Source organism: Frigidibacter sp. MR17.24, assembly GCF_037095655.1.
GTDB lineage: Bacteria > Pseudomonadota > Alphaproteobacteria > Rhodobacterales > Rhodobacteraceae > Frigidibacter.
The window spans coordinates 80,515-97,798 of record NZ_JBAWKE010000004.1; the positions used below are offsets into that span (position 1 = coordinate 80,515).

At 72.3% G+C, this 17,284-nt stretch carries 15 protein-coding genes; 5 read left to right on the forward strand and 10 right to left on the reverse strand.

The window, feature by feature from the left end; genetic code table 11:
- Positions 1 to 5: 5 nt before the first annotated feature.
- The 8 genes from ybgF to V8J39_RS14795 form a co-directional block, all read right to left on the reverse strand.
- Positions 6 to 881, reverse strand: coding sequence for a tol-pal system protein YbgF (gene ybgF / locus V8J39_RS14760; protein WP_336461697.1), 876 nt, complete (start codon positions 879 to 881; stop codon positions 6 to 8).
- A 14-nt stretch (positions 882 to 895) separates the two neighbouring features.
- Positions 896 to 1,435: a peptidoglycan-associated lipoprotein Pal gene (gene pal, locus V8J39_RS14765; protein ID WP_336461698.1), complete on the reverse strand. Its 540-nt coding sequence runs from the start codon at positions 1,433 to 1,435 to the stop codon at positions 896 to 898.
- Between the two features lie 137 nt (positions 1,436 to 1,572).
- Positions 1,573 to 2,892 (reverse strand): Tol-Pal system beta propeller repeat protein TolB, encoded by a 1,320-nt coding sequence (gene tolB / locus V8J39_RS14770; protein WP_336461903.1) that lies wholly within the window; start codon positions 2,890 to 2,892, stop codon positions 1,573 to 1,575.
- 83 nt (positions 2,893 to 2,975) lie between these two features.
- Positions 2,976 to 4,415 carry a cell envelope integrity protein TolA gene (tolA, locus tag V8J39_RS14775; protein WP_336461699.1) on the reverse strand — a complete coding sequence of 480 codons (1,440 nt, stop codon included), beginning with the start codon at positions 4,413 to 4,415 and terminating at the stop codon, positions 2,976 to 2,978.
- Between the two features lie 67 nt (positions 4,416 to 4,482).
- On the reverse strand, positions 4,483 to 4,977 hold the full coding sequence (gene tolR, locus V8J39_RS14780) for a protein TolR (RefSeq protein ID WP_336461700.1): 495 nt from the start codon (positions 4,975 to 4,977) through the stop codon (positions 4,483 to 4,485).
- Positions 4,978 to 4,980: 3 nt separating this feature from the next.
- On the reverse strand, positions 4,981 to 5,676 hold the full coding sequence (gene tolQ, locus V8J39_RS14785; RefSeq protein WP_336461701.1) for a protein TolQ: 696 nt from the start codon (positions 5,674 to 5,676) through the stop codon (positions 4,981 to 4,983).
- 169 nt (positions 5,677 to 5,845) lie between these two features.
- Complete coding sequence (gene ybgC, locus V8J39_RS14790) at positions 5,846 to 6,253, reverse strand: tol-pal system-associated acyl-CoA thioesterase (RefSeq protein WP_336461702.1); 408 nt, start codon at positions 6,251 to 6,253, stop codon at positions 5,846 to 5,848.
- Positions 6,250 to 6,900 (reverse strand): hypothetical protein, encoded by a 651-nt coding sequence (locus V8J39_RS14795; protein ID WP_336461703.1) that lies wholly within the window; start codon positions 6,898 to 6,900, stop codon positions 6,250 to 6,252. The genes ybgC and V8J39_RS14795 overlap by 4 nt, the downstream gene beginning before the upstream one ends.
- 215 nt (positions 6,901 to 7,115) lie before the next feature.
- Between V8J39_RS14795 and V8J39_RS14800 the strand changes: the two genes are divergently transcribed.
- The 3 genes from V8J39_RS14800 to V8J39_RS14810 all read left to right on the forward strand — a co-directional run bounded on the left by V8J39_RS14800 (position 7,116) and on the right by V8J39_RS14810 (position 11,068).
- Positions 7,116 to 8,465, forward strand: coding sequence for an Nramp family divalent metal transporter (locus V8J39_RS14800; RefSeq protein WP_336461704.1), 1,350 nt, complete (start codon positions 7,116 to 7,118; stop codon positions 8,463 to 8,465).
- A 160-nt stretch (positions 8,466 to 8,625) separates the two neighbouring features.
- On the forward strand, positions 8,626 to 10,005 hold the full coding sequence (locus tag V8J39_RS14805) for an L-serine ammonia-lyase (protein WP_336461705.1): 1,380 nt from the start codon (positions 8,626 to 8,628) through the stop codon (positions 10,003 to 10,005).
- Between the two features lie 103 nt (positions 10,006 to 10,108).
- On the forward strand, positions 10,109 to 11,068 hold the full coding sequence (locus V8J39_RS14810) for a DMT family transporter (RefSeq protein ID WP_336461706.1): 960 nt from the start codon (positions 10,109 to 10,111) through the stop codon (positions 11,066 to 11,068).
- On the opposite strand, the gene V8J39_RS14815 is transcribed toward V8J39_RS14810, so the two are convergent.
- The gene (locus tag V8J39_RS14815) at positions 11,052 to 11,711 is read right to left on the reverse strand and encodes a thiamine pyrophosphokinase (protein ID WP_336461707.1); all 660 of its coding nucleotides are present in this window, start codon (positions 11,709 to 11,711) and stop codon (positions 11,052 to 11,054) included. The two genes, V8J39_RS14810 and V8J39_RS14815, sit on opposite strands and share 17 nt — an antisense overlap.
- Positions 11,712 to 11,849: 138 nt before the next feature.
- Here V8J39_RS14815 and V8J39_RS14820 point away from each other — a divergent pair, with 138 nt between their 5' ends.
- Complete coding sequence (locus V8J39_RS14820) at positions 11,850 to 14,987, forward strand: hypothetical protein (protein ID WP_336461708.1); 3,138 nt, start codon at positions 11,850 to 11,852, stop codon at positions 14,985 to 14,987.
- 111 nt (positions 14,988 to 15,098) lie between these two features.
- Here the strand turns inward: V8J39_RS14820 and V8J39_RS14825 are convergent, their stop codons facing one another.
- Positions 15,099 to 15,818 (reverse strand): TetR/AcrR family transcriptional regulator, encoded by a 720-nt coding sequence (locus V8J39_RS14825; protein WP_336461709.1) that lies wholly within the window; start codon positions 15,816 to 15,818, stop codon positions 15,099 to 15,101.
- 192 nt (positions 15,819 to 16,010) lie between these two features.
- On the opposite strand from V8J39_RS14825, the gene V8J39_RS14830 reads away from it, so the two are divergent.
- Complete coding sequence (locus tag V8J39_RS14830; protein ID WP_336461710.1) at positions 16,011 to 17,282, forward strand: HlyD family secretion protein; 1,272 nt, start codon at positions 16,011 to 16,013, stop codon at positions 17,280 to 17,282.
- The last annotated feature ends 2 nt before the right edge of the window (positions 17,283 to 17,284 follow it).

The following is a 17,284-nucleotide window of genomic DNA, read 5'->3' on the forward strand; positions in this document are numbered from 1 at the left end:
CGGGATTACTGGCAGCGCAGCTGGCCCATGGCCGAGCGCGCCTGCGACACCTGCGGCGCCGAGGGGAAGCGGTTGCCGACCTCGGACAGGGTGACGCAGGCCTCGTTCACCTGGCCAAGCTGGCCCAGCATCATGCCCAGCCGGGTCAGGTTCTCGGGCGCCCGGGTGCCCTCGGGGGCGTTCGAGAAGCCGTCGAGATAGGCGCGGGCGGCATTGGCGGTATCGCCCGCCTGCTCAAGCGCCTGACCGCGCAGGAACTGCGCGTCGCCCATCAGCGGCGAGCCAGGATAGGATTGGGCAAAGGCCGCAAACTGGTCCGCGGCGCGGCGAAAGTCACCGGAATCGAGCACCCCCTTGGCCCGGTCGAAATCCGCTTTCTCGTTCATGGCTAGTTCCGGCCCGGCCGCGGCGGCCGGGGCCCGCGCGGGTGCCGCGGCCGCGGGTGCCGGCGCGGTCATCGCCGCCGTGCCGCCGCCGCCGCCGCCCGACCCGCCAAGGCTCGCGGTGATCGGCAGGTTGCCGACGTCGCAGCCGTCCTCCATCTCGCACAGGCGGAACTCGATGTCGCCGATGCGGTTGGTGCCGTCCGCGACCACGCGGTTCACGCGGTTCTGCAGCTCTTCGGTGGCGGAAGTGAGCCGCGACAGCTCGGCCTCCATCGTGTTCATCCGGTCAAGCGCGCCGGTGCCGCCCGCCGCCTGCAGGCTGGCCCCGTTCGAGGTCAGCTCCTGCTTCAGGCCCTGGATCTGGGCGGCAAGCTGCGACAGCTCGTTTCGGATGTCGGCGACCGTCTCGGCCCCGGCCGGCCCGGCGAGGGCCGCGCCCATCGCCGTGCTGGTCGCGAAGGCGAGAAGCGCCGCGCGGATCGGGAACCGGGACATGGTCACCTCTGCTCTCAGCTGCCGGCGCCGACCGAGATCACGGTCACGGCGCGGCGGTTGCGGGCGTAGCAGCTTTCCTCCGAGCACACGGCCAGCGGGCGTTCCTTGCCGTAGCTGACGGTGCGCAGGCGGGCGGCCGAGACGCCGCTCGCGATCAGGAAGTCCTGCACGGCCGAGGCGCGGCGGGCGCCCAGCGCGATGTTGTACTCGCGCGTGCCCTGTTCGTCGGCATGGCCTTCGATGATCGCGGTGTAGTTCGGGTGCGAGTTCAGCCACTGCGCCTGCCCGGTCAGGATCATCCGGGCCTGGCCGTCGATCGTCGACTGGTCGACGGCGAAGTTCACCATGTCGCCGATGGTCTGCTGGAAGTAGGCGGGCGAGTTGGGGTTGTTCGGATCGTCGGCCCCGCCGGCGCCGTAGCCGCCCGCACCATAGCCGCCGGCACCGCCCATTCCGCCGGCACCCGCGCCGCCGGCGCCGTAGCGGTTGGGGTTGTTGCACGCCGCGAGCGCGAGCGCGCAGAGGAGAAGAAGCGCAGAGGAATGAAGTTTCATGCTGTTCCGCCTGTTTTTGCTGCCGGGGCATTCCGCGCCCCGGCGTTGATCGGTTGCCGTGATCCGTCTCGTCCCGCTTTAGCAAAGGGTTGGGCCGTTGGAAACGCCAGCCTTCGCCCCGCGCGGCCCGCGCCGCGCTATTTCAGCAGCGGCGACCAGGCCGGATCCGAGGCCGCGCCCGAGGTCGGCACCGGCTTGAGGTTGCGCCCCGAGACATCCACCGAGAACAGCCGCGGCTCGCCGCCGGCGCCGGCGGTCTCGCGCGTGAACATCACCACGCGGCCATTCGGCGCCCAGGTCGGACCCTCGTCAAGGAACGAGGCCGTGAGAAGCCGCTCTTCCGAGCCGTCGGTGCGCATGACGCCGATGTGGAAGCGCCCGGCATTCTGCTTGGTGAAGGCGATCAGGTCGCCGCGCGGCGACCAGACCGGCGTGCCATAGCGGCCCTCGCCGAACGAGATCCGCGTCGGCTCGCCGCCGTTGGCGCCCATGATGTAGATCTGCTGGCCGCCCGAGCGGTCGCTTTCGAACACGATGCGCGAGCCGTCGGGCGAGAACGAGGGCGCGGTCTCGATCGCGGGGGTGTTGGTCAGGCGCTGGGTCTGGCCCGAGCGCAGGTCCATCTTCCAGATGTCGGTGTTGCCGCCCTGCTCGACCGAATAGACGATCTGGCTGCCGTCGGGCGAGAAGCGCGGCGCGAAGGTCATGGTGCCGGGCGTCTCGGGCAGGAGCTGCGACGAGACGTTCGAGAGGTTCAGCATCTTGATGCGCGGGAAGCCGGTCTCGAACGTGGTGTAGAGGATCCGGTCGCCGGTCGGCGAGAAGCGCGGCGACATCACGATGGTCGAGCTGTCGGTGAGGTACTGGGTGCCCGCGCCGTCGTAATCCATGATGCCCAGGCGCTTGAGCCGGTTGTCCTTCGGCCCCTGCTCCTGCACGAAGACGACGCGGCTGTCGAAATAGCCGCCCTCGCCGGTGATGCGCGAATAGACCTGGTCGGCGACCTTGTGCGCCATCCGCCGCCACGAGCCGGTCGAGGCGACGTATTGCTGCCCCTCGCCCAGCTGCTGGCCGGCGAAGACGTCGTACAGGCGGAACTTGACCGTCAGCCGGTCGCCGGAGACCGAGACGGACCCCGCGATCAGCGCCTCGGCATTGATCGCGCGCCAGTCCTGGTAGCCGACCGGGGCATCGAACGAGCTGATGCGCGCGATATGGGCCGAGGCCGGGATCTCGCGGAACAGGCCCGAGCCGGTGAGGTCCGCGTTCAGCACCTGCGTCAGCTGCTGGGCGACCTGCTGCGCGGCCGCGTTCTCGGCCACGAAGACCGGGGCGGCATAGGGCAAGGGCTCGATCGTGCCGTCGGTGATCTCGATGCGCAGCGGTCCGCGCTCCTGCGCCAGCGCCGGGGCGGCGGAGCCAAGGCCAAGGCCGAGGCCGAGGGCTGCGGTGAGCATGAGGGCGGCGAGGCCGGCCGTGCGGGTCGTCCTGGCGTGCATGGGAAATCTCCCCCTGGTTCCGGGTGCGTTGGCGGCAGGCGTCATTTCATGCGCATCCCGCTCGGGTTGAAGACCATCTCGATGTTCTCCCACTGGCCGTATTTCTCGGCCGGGAGGTCATAGCCCGTCGGGCCGGCGCAGCGCAGGATCGCGCGGCGCCCGGCCTCGTAGGCCTGCTTGGCGGCGTCTTCGGACCCGCCCGAGAAATCGACCATCCGCATCGAGGACGAGATCGGCTTGCCGTCGGGGCCCATCTTCATGCCGACGGTGACCGTCACCCGCTGCGCCTCGGACGACAGCGAGCCGATGTTCCAGCAGCCCTGAACCGCGACGCGCAGCGCGTCCTTCTCGCCCGAGGTCATCGGCGGGCCGTCGGCGGCAAGGCCCTGGCCCTGGCGACTCTCGCCCTGCGAGGTGGCGCCCGAGCCGCTGCCCTGGCCCATCGCCTGCTTCAGCGCGGCCTCGGTCGCGGCCTTCTCGGCGGCGGCGCGGTCGGCGGCGGCCTTCTTGTCGGCCGCGGCCTTCTTGTCGGCGGCCGCCTTGTCAGCTGCCTTCTTGTCAGCGGCCTTCTTCTCGGCGGCGGCCTTGTCAGCCGCTGCCTTGTCCGCTGCGGCCTTGTCGGCGGCGGCCTTGGCATCCGCCGCCTTCTTCTCGGCGGCCTTCTTGTCCGCGGCAGCCTTGGCATCGGCGGCGGCCTTCGCGTCGGCGGCGGCCTGGTCACTCGAGGCGGTGCGGGTCTCGGCCGGGGTCGGCTCGGCCGGCTGCGGCCGCTCGGGGCGCGAGCGCGGGCGCGCGGTCTGGTCCGGCGCCGAGGTCCGCGTCTCGTCGGCGCGGTTCTCCTCGGTCGCGATCTCGGTCGCGGCCTCCTCGGGCGCGGCCGGGCGCTCGGGCTCCTGCACCGGGGCGGGCTCGGGCGTGGGATCGGGGCGGGTCTCGGCCACGGTCTCGGGCGCGACGGCGGCCTCGGGCGGCGGCGGCGGCGCGGGGGTGGGCGCGACGCGCTGCGCCGGGCGCTGGCGCGGCCGCGGGCTGACCTCGGACATCATCGTCGCCGAGGGTTCGACCACCGGCGGCGCCGGCGGGGTCGGCGGCGCGGGCGCCACCGCGGGTGCGGGCGGCGTCACCGCCGACAGGTCGGGGGCGGCCTCGGGCGCGGGCGGCGGCGGCGCCGCGGCCACGGGGGCCGCCGCGGGTTCGGGTTCGGGGGCCGGGGCCGCGGCCTCGGGCGCCGCCTCGGGCTCGGCCGCCGGGGCCGGCGCGTCGGGCGCCGCGCCGGGCGGCTCGGGCGCGCGGCTCGCCGCCGCTTCGGCCGATGCCTGCAGCGCGGCGAAGTCGGATTCCGACATGATCGAGACCTCGGCGCTCTCGACCGGCTCGCTGGGGCGCGGCTGGAAGAGCCAGCCGCCCAGCACCGCCCAGAGCACCACCGCCGCGTGGCCCCCTGCCGATACCGTGATGCCGATTCTTTCCGAACGTTCCATGCCTGCCTTCAGCCAAGCTTGCGAGAGGCCGCGCCCCGCCCCGGGGCGCGCGCCGTGTCGCGGGATGTCAGTTGTTCACGGCCTGCTGGCCGGTCATCGTCGGCCCGCCGCCATCGGTCACCAGCGTGATCGCCGAGAAGCCGGCGTTGTTCAGCGCCCCCATGACCTGCACCACGCGCTCGTAGGGGATCGTGCCGTCGGCGCGCAGGAAGATCTTGTTGTCCTGCCGCTCGGCCGCGATCGCCTGCAGCCGCGTCACCAGCTCGTCCTGCGAGGTGGCGGTGTTCATGATCGACACTGTGCCGTCGGCCTGAAGCGAGATCGTCAGCGGCTCTTCCTGCTCGGTCGGGACCGCCTGCGCGGCCGTCTTCGGCAGTTCGAGCGGCACCCCCACCGTCAGCAGCGGCGCCGCGACCATGAAGATGATCAGCAGCACCAGCATCACGTCGACGAAGGGCGTGATGTTGATCTCGCTCATCGCGGCCGAGCGGCCACCGCCGCGCCGCCGCCCGCCCCCGCGACGGCCACCGCCGCCGCCCTTCTTCATGACCCCCGCGCCCATGGATCAGGCGTCCAGCTGGCGCGAGAGGATGGTCGAGAACTCGTCGGCGAAGGCCTCGTAGCCCGAGACGATCCGGTCGCTGTCACCCGAGAGCTTGTTGTAGAAGATCACGGCCGGGATCGCGGCGACCAGGCCGATGCCGGTGGCCAGCAGCGCCTCGGCGATGCCCGGCGCCACGACGGCGAGCGAGGTGTTTTGCGAGATCGCGATCTCCTCGAAGGCGGTCTTGATGCCCCAGACCGTGCCGAACAGGCCGATGAACGGCGCGGTCGATCCGGTGGTGGCCAGCACGCCCAGGCCCGAATTCAGCCGCTCGCTCTCCTTGGCGATCGCCACGTCCATCGAGCGGTCGATGCGGCTGTGCGCGCCCGCGATCAGCTTGCCGTCGTCGCGGTGCGACCGGCGCCATTCCAGCATGCCGGCGGCGAAGACCTTTTCCGACGCGCCGTCGGGGGCCGAGCCGATCTTCTCGAACAGCTCGTCCAGCGGCTCGCCCGACCAGAAGGCGCGGTCGAAGATCGAGGCCTCGCGCCGGGCGAGGCGGTAGGTGATGAATTTCTGGATGATGATCGCCCAGGACCAGATGCTGGCGCAGATCAGCATCAGCATCACCAGTTTCACGGTCAGAGAGGCGCGCGCGAAAAGCGCAAGCAAGGAGAAATCGATCTCCTGCGCCGAGGCAAGGGCGTGGGTGTCCATGACTATACTGCTCGCCGGTGTTGGGGGCCGCGTTCTTGCGGCTCTCATTGGCGCGGATTCTACCGGTTTGGAAGGGGAAAGCCAACACATCTGCGTCAGGTGGGCGCAGGTCTGCCATGCCATTTCCGCCGTGGCACAAGATCTGGGCCGACGGCGGGTGCGGCGCCGCTCAGTGCACCGCCGGCACCAGCTTTGCGCGCAGCGCCGCCGGCATCCGCGCCGGCGCCCCGGCCTCGGTCATGCACACCAGCGTCACCAGCGCGCCGAACAGCCGCTCGCCGCCGCGCAGGACCGCCTGCTCAAGCACGATGCGCGCCGCGGTGGCGCCGATCAGCCGCGTCTCGACCACCAGTTCGTCGTCGAACCGCGCCGGGCGCAGATAGTCGGCCTCGACCCGGCGCACCGCGAAGACAAGGTGGTCCTCCTCCTTCATCCGGCGCTGGTCCAGGCCCAGCTCGCGCACCCATTCCGACCGGCCGCGCTCGATGAACTTCAGGTAGTTCGCGTAGTAGACGATCCCCGCAAGGTCGGTGTCCTCGTAGTAGACACGCAGGGCAAGGCGATGCGGCTCGCTCATGGCAGGTCCTTCGACAGGCGCGCGCGCAGGCGCAGGGCATGGACGGGATCGGTCGCCGCCGCCGGCAGCACCGGGTCGTAGGCCGCCGCGACCAGCGCCGCGATCCCCGGCCGGATCACCGCCAGCCCGTTCGCCTCGGCCAGCGCGGCGCGGTCGCGGAAGGCGGCGGGGCCCCAGGTCAGGATCATCCGCACCGCCTCGTCCAGCGCCAGCGCGTCGGCCGGGATCTCGGCCAGCGGGCCGGCGATGCGCAGGAAGACGAAGCCCGCCCGGATCGCGCCCGAGGCCTCGAACCGGAAACTGCGGTACTGGTGCGCCCCCGCCGCCTGCAGCCGCGCCACCAGGTCGGCCGTCGCCCCCGCCCCGCCCAGCAGGCGGTCGAGGTCGGGCACCGCCGCCAGCTCGGCCCAGTCGCGCAGGAAGAAGACGAACAGGTTCGCGCCCTGCTCGGGGTCGGTCTCGGCCATGCGGTGGCCGGCCAGCAGCACCACCGTCTCGATCGCGCCCTTGACCGTGGCCAGGGTCTCGTCGGCGGCGCCGAACACGACCGGCACGATCGGCCGCGCCCAGCGCGCGCACAGAAAGCTGCCGTCGTCGCGGGTGAAGAACCGCGCCAGGTCGGCATCGGCAGGGGTCTGATCGGGCATCGGGCACCTCCTGCCCCCCTGCTAGACGCTGCCGCGCGGCGCCTCAAGGCCGGTGACGGCCCCGGCGCCGCAACGCGGCGCTTGACATGCCGCGCCGGCAGCCCATTCTCCCCTCTTGCGAATGGCTCTCATTTACAGCCCATTCGCGGCAGGCGGCACGGGCAGGACAGCAGCAGGCACCGCGGGACCAACCCGCGCGGTGATCTCGGAGCATCATGGCGGATCAATTCGGCATCGGGGCCTTCGCGGGCAAGGGCGACGACTGGCGGCAGGGCCGGGGCGAGGCGGCGCTGGCCGACGTCCACGGCTCGGTGCAGGTGCCCAAGGCGGGGCTGCGGCGGATCGCGGCCTTCCTCGGCCCCGGCTACATGGTGGCCGTGGGCTACATGGACCCGGGCAACTGGGCGACCTCGCTCGCCGGGGGGTCCTCGTTCGGCTACACGCTGCTGTCGGTGGCGCTGATCTCGAACATCATGGCGATCGTGCTGCAGTCGCTCTGCGCGCGGCTCGCCATCGCCTCGGGGCGCGACTTGGCGCAGGCCTGCCGCGACGCCTTCGCGCCCTGGGTGCGGGTGCCGCTCTGGGCGCTGGCGGAACTGGCGATCATCGCCACCGACATCGCCGAGGTCATCGGCACCGCGATCGGGCTCAACCTTCTGTTCGGCATCCCGCTGGAACTGGGGGTGATCCTGACATCGCTCGACGTGTTCCTGATCCTGTGGCTGCAGAAGAAGGGGTTCCGTTGGCTCGAGGCCTTCGTGATCGCGCTGCTGGCCGTGATCACCGCCTGTTTCGGCATCCAGGTGGTGCTGGCCGATCCCGACTGGCGCGGCGTGGTGCTGGGCTTCGCGCCCACGGTCGAGATCGTGCGCAACCCCGAGATGCTCTATCTCGCGCTCGGGATCCTCGGCGCGACGGTGATGCCCCACAACCTCTACCTGCACTCGGCCATCGTGCAGACCCGCGCCTATGGCGAGACCCTGCCCGAAAAGCGCGAGGCGCTGACCTGGGCGACCTGGGATTCGACGATCGCGCTGATGTTCGCGCTGCTGATCAACGCCTCGATCCTGATCCTCGCCGCCGCCTCGTTCCACGCGGTCGGGCGGATGGACGTGGCCGAGATCGACCAGGCCCATGCGCTGATCGGGCCGATGCTGGGCGACTCGGTCGCGCCGGCGCTGTTCGCCATCGCGCTCCTGTGCTGCGGGCTGAACTCGACCGTCACCGCGACGCTGGCCGGCCAGGCGGTGATGGAGGGCTTCTTGCAGATGAAGCTCGCGCCCTGGGTGCGGCGGGCGGTGACGCGCGGCATCGCGATCATCCCGGCGGCCGGGGTGACGATCCTCTACGGCAGCTCCGGCACCGGAGAGCTGCTGATCCTGACGCAGGTCGTGCTGTCGCTGCAGCTGTCCTTCGCGGTCGTGCCGCTGGTGATGTTCACCACCGACCGCGGCAAGATGGGCGCGCTGGTGGCGCCGCTGTGGCTCGCCCTGTTCGCCACGCTGATCGCCGGGGTGATCGTGGCGCTGAACCTCAAGCTGATCTGGGACTTCTTCGGCGGCTGACCCCGCGACTGACCCCGGCGCCTGCCCTGCCGCCGGGGCCGCGCGGGCCGGCCCGCGAAGCGTCCGCGCCGACCGCCTTCCTCGCCGCAAGCGTCGCTTTTCGCCGCTTGCCCCCGGGCCCGGGGTGCGAGAAGGGGGAAACCCCGCTAAGGTGCTGCCCATGTTTCTCTCCGTCTTCGACGTCTTCAAGATCGGCGTCGGCCCCTCCTCGTCGCACACGATGGGCCCGATGGTCGCCGGCGCGCGCTTTCTCGAGCGTCTGCGCGGCTCGCCGTTCCAGCCCGCGGGACTGCGCGCCTCGCTGCACGGCTCACTCGCCTTCACCGGCAAGGGCCACGCGACCGACCGCGCGACGATCCTCGGGCTCGCGGGGTTCGAACCGGCAAGCTACGACCACGACCGCGCCGAGGCCGTGCTGGCCGCCATCGCCGGGACGCGCTCGATCACCGTGCCCGGCCTGCCGCCGATGCGGTTCGACCCGGCCACCGACCTGCAGTTCGATTTCGGCCCCGCCCTGCCCGGCCACGCGAACGGCATGATCCTGATGGCGACCGACGCGCAGGGCGACGTGATCGAGCAGGAGACCTATTATTCCATCGGCGGCGGCTTCGTGCTGACCGAGGCCGAGCAGTCGGGCATCACCGATGCCGACCTCAAGGCCCCCTCGCCGGTCCCCCACCCGTTCCGCACCGCGGCCGAGATGCTGGAGATGGCGAAGGCCACGGGGCTGAGCATCGCCGCGATGAAGCGCGCGAACGAACGCGTGTTCCGCACCGAGACCGAGATCGATGCGGGCATCCGGCGGATCTGGTCGGTGATGGAGGCCTGCATCGACCGCGGCCTCGTGACCGACGGCATCCTGCCCGGGGGCCTCAAGGTGCGCCGCCGCGCCAAGGGCATCCACGACGCGCTGCTGGCCGAGCGCGGCGTGAACCTGACCGCGCCGCACGCGATCAACGACTGGATGTCGACCTACGCCATGGCGGTGAACGAAGAGAACGCCGCCGGCGGCCAGGTCGTCACCGCGCCCACCAACGGCGCCGCCGGGGTGATGCCCGCGGTGATCCGCTACTGGCTCGACCACGTGCCGGGGGCGAGCCGCTCGCGGATCGGGGAGTTCCTGCTGACCTCGGCCGCGATCGGCGGGCTGGTGAAGACCAACGCCTCGATCTCGGGCGCGGAATGCGGCTGCCAGGCCGAGGTCGGCTCGGCCGCGGCGATGGCCGCGGCGGGGCTGGCGGCGGTGCTGGGCGGCACGCCCGAGCAGATCGAGAACGCGGCCGAGATCGCGCTCGAGCATCACCTCGGCATGACCTGCGACCCGGTGAAGGGGCTGGTGCAGGTGCCCTGCATCGAGCGCAACGGGCTTGGCGCGATCAAGGCGGTGTCGGCGGCCTCGCTCGCGCTCAGGGGCGACGGCCAGCACCTCGTGCCGCTTGATGCCGCGATCGAGACGATGCGCCAGACCGGGCGCGACATGCACGAGAAGTACAAGGAAACCTCGCTCGGCGGCCTCGCGGTGAACGTGCCGAACTGTTGAGACGGCCGCCACCACAGGTGTCTTCGCCGCCGCCGTCGCGCCGCCTGCGGCAGGATGTCGCTTTCGGAATGGCGGCGGTGACGGCGCCCGGCTATCAGGCGCCATGACCGTCAGCCCCGCCGCCCCGCTCGCCACCGCCGCCCCGCCCCCGACCGACCGCGTGCTGGCCGGGATGGGGCTGATGGTGCTGTTCTGCCTGATCGCGCCGCTGATCGACGTCTCGTCGAAGGCCGCCGCGCAGGGGGCGCCGGTCGCGACCGTCACCTTCGGCCGCTTCGTGGTGCAGGCGGTGCTGATGGCGCCGGTCGTGGCGCTGCTGGGCCCCGGCTTCCGCATCACCGCCCGCGCCGCCGGGCTGACCGCGCTGCGCGGCGCCTGCGCCATCGTCTCGACCTTCAGCTTCGTCGCCGCGGTGCAGGTGATGCCGATCGCCGACGCGCTGGCCATCGCCTTCGTCGAGCCCTTCGTGATCCTGATGATCGGCCGCTTCGCCATGGGCGAGGAGGTCGGCCCCCGCCGACTGTCCGCCTGCGCCGTGGGCTTTCTGGGCGCGCTGGTGGTGATCCAGCCCTCGTTCGCCAATTTCGGCGCGGTGGCGCTGTTCCCGCTGGGCACCGCGGTGACCTTCGCGCTTTACATGCTGATCACCCGGCGGCTCTCGCGAGAGATGCACCCGGTGCCGATGCAGTTCCACACCGCGCTCTTCGCCGGGCTGGGCTGCCTGCCGCTGATGGCCGCGGGCGCGGTCTCGGGCGTGCCGGCCTTCGCCGTCGCCCTGCCCGCGGACCCCGCGATCTGGGGCTGGTGCGCCGGTGTCGGGCTCGCCGCCACCGTCAGCCACATGGCGATCACCTACGCGCTGAAATTCGCCCCCTCGGCCACGCTCGCGCCGCTGCACTACCTCGAGATCGTGACGGCGACGCTGTTTGGCTATCTGTTCTTCGGCGATTTCCCCGCCGGGATGACCTGGGCCGGCATCGGCGTGATCGTCGCCTCGGGCCTCTATGTCATCCACCGCGAACGCGTCGTCGCGCGCCGCGCGCGGGTCATCCTGCCGCAGTAAGCGCCCGCACCGCCGCGCCCAGCTGCGCGCGCGGCACGATTACCAGCATCGGCCCGACCAGCGCCAGCCGCACCGGCCCGGTCACCTCGTTCGAGGTGCCGATCCGTCCCGCCGGCGCGAAGCCGATCCGGTCGACCGGCCAGCGCAGCCCCTCCGACGCGCCGCTGACCGGCCCCATCGGATAAAGCGACAGCCGCGTGCCCGCCGGCAGGTCCAGCGCCAGCCGCGGCGGGGCGCGGAAGATCACGTCCTCCTCGCCCAGCGCCAGCACCGGCCCGGGCGCGCGGACAAGTTCGGTCATCGCGGCCAGCGTGTGGTCGAACCGCCGCCCCAGAAAGCCCACCGCCAGGTGGAACGGCGCTGCGGTCAGCCGCAGGCACTTGTTGAAATCGGTGGTCTCCTGCTCGGGCACGCGGTGCAGCCGCCCGGGGCCCAGCGCCGCGCGCGCCGCCTCCGGCAGCGAATCGAGATCGCCGATCACCGCCTCGGGCAGGTGGCCCGCCGCCAGCGCCGCCGCGGCACCGCCGTCCGCGGCCACCAGCACCGGCGCATGGGCCAGCGCAAGCTCCAGATCTTCAGGCCCCACGGCCCCCGCGCCCAGCAGCGTGATTCCATCGCGTGATTGGACAATAGGGGCGGTCATGCGGATACTGATGTCGATTATGGCGCCCGGACACAATCACGGCCGGAACATTTCCTTGGATTTTCCTCAATCCAATCATGCGAGCGATCGCATTCGACAGGAAGGTCTCAGGAAAGAAACGCATAAAGGCATGAGCAGATGATCGGTGCGAGTAAGATCCTTACGGTGTCCTACGGCACGTTCTCGTGCACGCTCGAGGGATTCGACGAACCCTTCTCGACCATGAAGGCGATCGCCGAATACTTCCGCGACCTTGCGGCCGAGGACAGGTACTTCGGGGCCGAGCCCCCGACCCCGGACGCAGAGATGCTGCACAAGATCGCCGAGCGCGAGATTCACCGCCGGGTCGAGGCCAAGATCCAGGCCAATGGCGTGATCCTGCGCCCCGAGGGCCATTCCGACGCGCCCGCCGAAGCCCCGCCGGCACTGCCGGCCGCGGTGGTGGCCCGGGCCCGGCCGACCCCCGCCCCGGCTCAGGCCCCGGTTCAGGAGCCGGCTCCGACCTCGGAACAGGCCCCGGCGAAGGCGCCCGCGGCCGCCGAGGCGCAGGAGCCGGAATGGCAGATGCCGGTGCTGCCGGTGCGCCCCGCCGCCCAGGCCGAGACCGTCGCGCAGAAGCTTGCCCGCATTCGTGCGGCCGTCGCCGATGTGAAGGCGCGCCAGGACGCGACCGATCCCTTCGCCGTGCCGCTGTCGGCCGCCGCCGCCGCCGCGCTGGCCGAGGACGAGGAGGACGAGGCCGAGGCCTTCTTCGCGCAGTCCGCCCCCACCACCGCCCCCGCCCCCGCTCCCGTCGCCACTCCGGCCCCCGAGGCACCGGCCGCCCCCCCCATGGTCGAGGAGCCCGCCGCGGCCCAGCCTGAACCGGCGCCCGAATCGGCCCCCGAACTGGCCACCGACCTGGCCACCGAACCGGAGGTCACGCCCGAGGCAGTCATCGCCGCGGCCGCGGAACCGGATGCGCCCGCCGTGGAAGAGCCCGTCGCGGAAGAGCCCGCCACCGAGCCCGCCGAAGACGCGCAGCCCGAGGAGATGGCCGCAGAGGCTGCTGTCGAGCCTGTTGCCGAGCCCACCGTCGAACCCGTCGCCGAAGCGGTCGTCGACACCGCCGCCGAACCCGCCGAAGCCGCTGTCGACACTGTCGCCGAGCCGGCAGAGGACGCGCCGGTGGCGGAAGAGCCGGCCGAGGCCGAACCCGCCGACCTGATCGTCGACGCCGAGCAGCTGGCCGCCCTGACGGCCGAGGCACCGGGCATCGAGGAAGACCCGATCGCGGGCATCCTTGCGGATCTCGCGGCCCCCGCCGACATCGCGCCGGCCGCCGAAGTCGAAGTCGAAGCCGAAGCCGAGGCTGAAGTCGAAGCCGAGGCCGAGGCCGACCCCGTCGCCGAAGCGCCGGCCCCTGCCCCAGCCGCGTCCTTCGCGGACGAGGTCTATACCGCCGAGCGCGATGATTTCGACGAACTCCTGGCCCGCATCGTCGCCGAGGATGCCCCGGCCCCGGAGCCGGCCGCCGAGGACGCGCCCGTCGCCGATCTGCCGACCGACGACGTGACCGCCGAAACGGAAGCCGAGACGGAAGCCGAAGCCGCGTCCGAGACTGACGCCGCGCCCGAGGACGACATCGCCTCGGTGGTGGCGCTGCTGCAGGCCGACATGGCGCCCGCGGCGACCGAACCCGCCGAAGCCGAAGCCGGGGCCGAGATCGCGGCCGCGCCCACCCCCGAGCTTGACGAGTTCGAGGCCGAGCTGGCCGCCATCGCCGCCGAGATCGCCCTCGCCCGCGGCGAGGAGCCCGAGGCTGCCGAAGTCGAAATCGAGATCGAGGAGACCGAGGTCGAGATCGCGGCGATCGCGCCCGAAGCCGTCGCGCCCGAAGCGGTCGAACCGGCGGCCGAGAGCCTGCCCGAAGCCGTCGCCGACGCCGACGCCGCGGAGGTCCCCGAGGACGCGCAGCCCGCCGACATCGCGCCGGAGGCCATACCCGCACCGGCGGCGCAGCCGGCGGCACAGCGCGAAGGCACCTCGCTGCGCTCGGTCATCGACCGCGCCCGGGCCCGCGTCGTCAAGGTGCGCCGCGCCGATCTCGAGACGGATGACCAGCCGGTCGCCGCGCAGGCCCCGGCCGAAGAACCCGCCCCGGCCCCCGCCGCGGAACCGGTCGCCGCGCCCGTCGCCCGCAAGGCGCCCGAGCCCGCCCCCGAGCCGACCCCCGAGCCCGCCCCCGCCGTCCAGGCCACGCGCCCGTCGCTGCGGCGGGAGGCCACGCGCGTGCCGGAAGGCGACGACAGCCTGCTGGCGGCGATTGCCCGCTCGGAATCCTCGACGGGTGCCGATGCCGAGCTTGCCGCCAAGCTTGCCGCCGCCGAGGAAGCGGTGCGCACGATCGTGCCGCGCCGCCCCGCGATGCCCGCCGCCCGCCCGGTCGAGGCCGAGCCCGCGCCCCAGCCCGAACCCGAGGCCGGCGCCCAGCTGCGCCGGATGCCCGCCGACGACGCCGCGGTGTCGCGCCTGATCGAGACCGCCAACAAGGAGCTGACCGGCCCCGAGCATCGCCGCCGCTACTCGGCCATCGCGCATCTGAAGGCCGCCGTCGTCGCGACCGCCGCCGACCGGATCTTCGGCGGCCGCAGCACCCGCGAGGATGACGCGACCGAGGCCTATCGCGACGACCTGACCAAGATCGTGCGGCCGCGCCGCCCCGAGGCCGGCGCGCCCGACGCCCTTGCCCCGGTGCGCCCCGCGACGCCGCGCCCGCCGGCCGAGCGTCCTGCCCAGCAGCGCCCGGCGCCGCTGGTGCTGGTCAGCGCCCAGCGTGTCAGCGACGCGCCCTCGGGCGCCGAAACCGCCGATGAGCCCGCCGCCCAGCCCGCCGCCGCACAGGCGCCCGTGCAGCCGATCCGGCCGCGCCGCGTCGCCTCTGAGGGTCTCGGCCCGCTGCCGACCGAGATCGACGAGGACGAGGACTTCACCCCGCCGACGCCGGAAGAGGCGCGCAGCTTCGCCGATTTCGCGGCGCAGCTCGGCGCCCAGGGCCTGAGCGAGCTGCTGGAGGCAGCCGCCGTCTACACCTCGACCATCGAGGGCCGGCCGCATTTCTCGCGCCCGCAGATCATGAAGAAGGTCTCGGTCGAGGATGGCTTCACCCGCGAGGCGGGGCTGCGCAGCTTCGGCATGCTGCTGCGCCAGGGCAAGATCCAGAAGGTCCGCCGCGGCCAGTTCGCGATCACGCCGCAGTCGCGCTTCGTCAGCGAGGGGCGCCGCGCGGCCCAGTGACCAAGGCCGCCCGGGGGCGCCCGGGGCGCGCCAGGCCATCAGGGACGCGAGGACACCGAAACCCGATCACGGCCCCCACCCGGGGGCCGTTTTCATGTGAAAAACCCGGCCTCAGCGCCCGGCAGGGCCCGTCTCCGCGCCCGCGTTGTCGCCCTGGCCGGTGCCGTAGGCCGCCAGGAACATCCGCACCGCCGAGGCGACCACCGCCTCCATCTCGGCCTCCGAGGACGGGCCGGTCTCGCGCCCGAAAAGGCGGCGGCGCCAGATCCCCGCGGTGCACAGCTCGGCGAATTGCGAGGCGGCGAGCGTGACGTCGGGGATCGCAAGGCGCCCTGCGGCGACCTCGGCCGCCATCCAGGCCGCCAGCGCCCCCTTCGACCGCTCGGCGCCCTTGGCATAGAAGCGCTCGCCCAGCTCGGGCATCCGCTCGAGCGCGCCAAGCACGATCCGCTGCGCCCGCAGCACCTCGTCCGAGCACAGGATCACCGCCAGCCGCTTCCCGAAGGCCAGAAGCCGCGCCTCGACGGTCTCGTGCTCGGCCAGCGCCTGCTCGAGCCCCTGGAACATGCGGTCGCGCTTGGCCTCGATCAGCGATTCGAACAGGTCTTCCTTGTTCTGGAAATAGACGTAGAGCGTTCCCTTCGACACGCCGGCCGCGCGGGCGATGTCGCCCATGCTCGCCGCTTCGAACCCGCGGTCGAGAAACAGCTGCAGCGCCCCGGCCAGGATCTGCGCCCGCTTCGCCGGATCGGCCCCCGCCGCGTGGCGCCGCGGCGGCGCGGCCGCCGCCTGCACCGCCGGACAGGGCGTGCCGCCCTCCGTCGTCTCCATCCGTCACCCCTTCTTTGGAACCGCGCGAAGGTTCCGCGCTTTATCCCCACATAATCGAACCCCGCGGTTCGATGAAGCCTTGTACACGACTTTTCGATCCCCTAAGTGGTTTTGAACCGAACGGTTCGGTCAACGACTCAGCCAAAACCGAGATCCGCCCACAGCCGGGCGATGGATTCCCAGAGGCCCCCGATGGCAGACGACGCGCAGAACACCCCCGCCGCCCCCTCCTCCGCGACCCAGAAGCCTGCCGAAAAGACCGCCGAAAAGACCGGCGAGAAATCCGCGGGCACGGGCCGCAGGAAGAAGATCCTCGCCACGGTGGCGGTGGTCGCGCTGGTCGGTGCGGCCTGGTGGGGCTACGGCTACTGGACCGAGGGGCGCTTCATGGTCGAGACCGACGACGCCTACGTGCAGTCGGACATCACCCTGATCTCGAGCCGGGTCGAGGGCTATGTGGCCGAGGCGCCGGTGCGGGCCAACAGCCATGTCACCGCCGGCGAGGTGATCCTGCGCCTTGATGACGGCGACTACCGCATCGCGCTTGGCACGGCACAAAGCCGCTTCGACACCGCGGGCGACACGCTGGCGCGGATCGACGCGCAGATCGACGCCGCCCGCGCCGCCGTCGCCCAGGCCGAGGCAAGCCAGGACGCCGCCCAGGCGCAGCTGACGAACGCGCGGACGAATGCCAAGCGGATCCGCAGCCTGGCCGCGACCCGGGTCGTGTCGCAGGCCCAGCTCGACACCGCGAACGAGACGCTCGACACCGCCGAGGCGGGCCTTGCCGAGGCGAAGGCCGCCGTGACCTCGGCCGAGGCGCAGGTCGCCGTGCTCGCGGCCCAGCGCAAGGAGACCGAGGGCAACCGGCGCGAGCTGCAGCTGGCGGTGGATCAGGCCCAGCGCGATCTCGACAAGACCGTGCTGCGCGCGCCGGCCGACGGCGTGATCGCCAACATCGACCTCGAGCCGGGCGACCTCGTCAGCCCCGGCACCCGACTCGCGGCGCTGGTTCCCGACGGCGGGCTTTATGTCGAGGCGAACTACAAGGAAACGCAGCTTCCCGGCGTGACGGTCGGGGCCGAGGTCCACCTGACCTTCGACGCCCTGCCCGACCGCGACTTCACCGGCCACGTGACCTCGCTCGCCCCGGCGACGGGGGCGGTGTTCTCGCTGCTGCCGGCCGAGAACGCGACCGGCAACTTCACCAAGGTCGTGCAGCGGGTGCCGGTCCGGATCTCGATCCCGGCCGATGCGGTCGCCACCGGCCACCTGCGCGCGGGCCTGTCGACCGTCGCCACCGTCGACAGCCGCACCGGCTCGGGCCGCCCGGTCGAGACCGCGCCCGCCGCCAAGACGCCCGACGGCACGCCCGACCGGACGCCGGCCGAAACCCCGACCGCCAGCCGCGACGCGGCCGAGACGGTGGCGCTGGTCCCGGCGCCGGGCGTGGCACGGAACTGACG

Bases quoted from the DNA above. Each gene is read 5' to 3' on its own strand.
- ybgF (WP_336461697.1), bottom strand. From the start codon at position 881: ATGTCCCGGTTCCCGATCCGCGCGGCGCTTCTCGCCTTCGCGACCAGC.
- pal (WP_336461698.1), bottom strand. From the start codon at position 1,435: ATGAAACTTCATTCCTCTGCGCTTCTTCTCCTCTGCGCGCTCGCGCTC.
- tolB (WP_336461903.1), bottom strand. From the start codon at position 2,892: ATGCTCACCGCAGCCCTCGGCCTCGGCCTTGGCCTTGGCTCCGCCGCC.
- tolA (WP_336461699.1), bottom strand. From the start codon at position 4,415: ATGGAACGTTCGGAAAGAATCGGCATCACGGTATCGGCAGGGGGCCAC.
- tolR (WP_336461700.1), bottom strand. From the start codon at position 4,977: ATGGGCGCGGGGGTCATGAAGAAGGGCGGCGGCGGTGGCCGTCGCGGG.
- tolQ (WP_336461701.1), bottom strand. From the start codon at position 5,676: ATGGACACCCACGCCCTTGCCTCGGCGCAGGAGATCGATTTCTCCTTG.
- ybgC (WP_336461702.1), bottom strand. From the start codon at position 6,253: ATGAGCGAGCCGCATCGCCTTGCCCTGCGTGTCTACTACGAGGACACC.
- V8J39_RS14795 (WP_336461703.1), bottom strand. From the start codon at position 6,900: ATGCCCGATCAGACCCCTGCCGATGCCGACCTGGCGCGGTTCTTCACC.
- V8J39_RS14800 (WP_336461704.1), top strand. From the start codon at position 7,116: ATGGCGGATCAATTCGGCATCGGGGCCTTCGCGGGCAAGGGCGACGAC.
- V8J39_RS14805 (WP_336461705.1), top strand. From the start codon at position 8,626: ATGTTTCTCTCCGTCTTCGACGTCTTCAAGATCGGCGTCGGCCCCTCC.
- V8J39_RS14810 (WP_336461706.1), top strand. From the start codon at position 10,109: ATGACCGTCAGCCCCGCCGCCCCGCTCGCCACCGCCGCCCCGCCCCCG.
- V8J39_RS14815 (WP_336461707.1), bottom strand. From the start codon at position 11,711: ATGACCGCCCCTATTGTCCAATCACGCGATGGAATCACGCTGCTGGGC.
- V8J39_RS14820 (WP_336461708.1), top strand. From the start codon at position 11,850: ATGATCGGTGCGAGTAAGATCCTTACGGTGTCCTACGGCACGTTCTCG.
- V8J39_RS14825 (WP_336461709.1), bottom strand. From the start codon at position 15,818: ATGGAGACGACGGAGGGCGGCACGCCCTGTCCGGCGGTGCAGGCGGCG.
- V8J39_RS14830 (WP_336461710.1), top strand. From the start codon at position 16,011: ATGGCAGACGACGCGCAGAACACCCCCGCCGCCCCCTCCTCCGCGACC.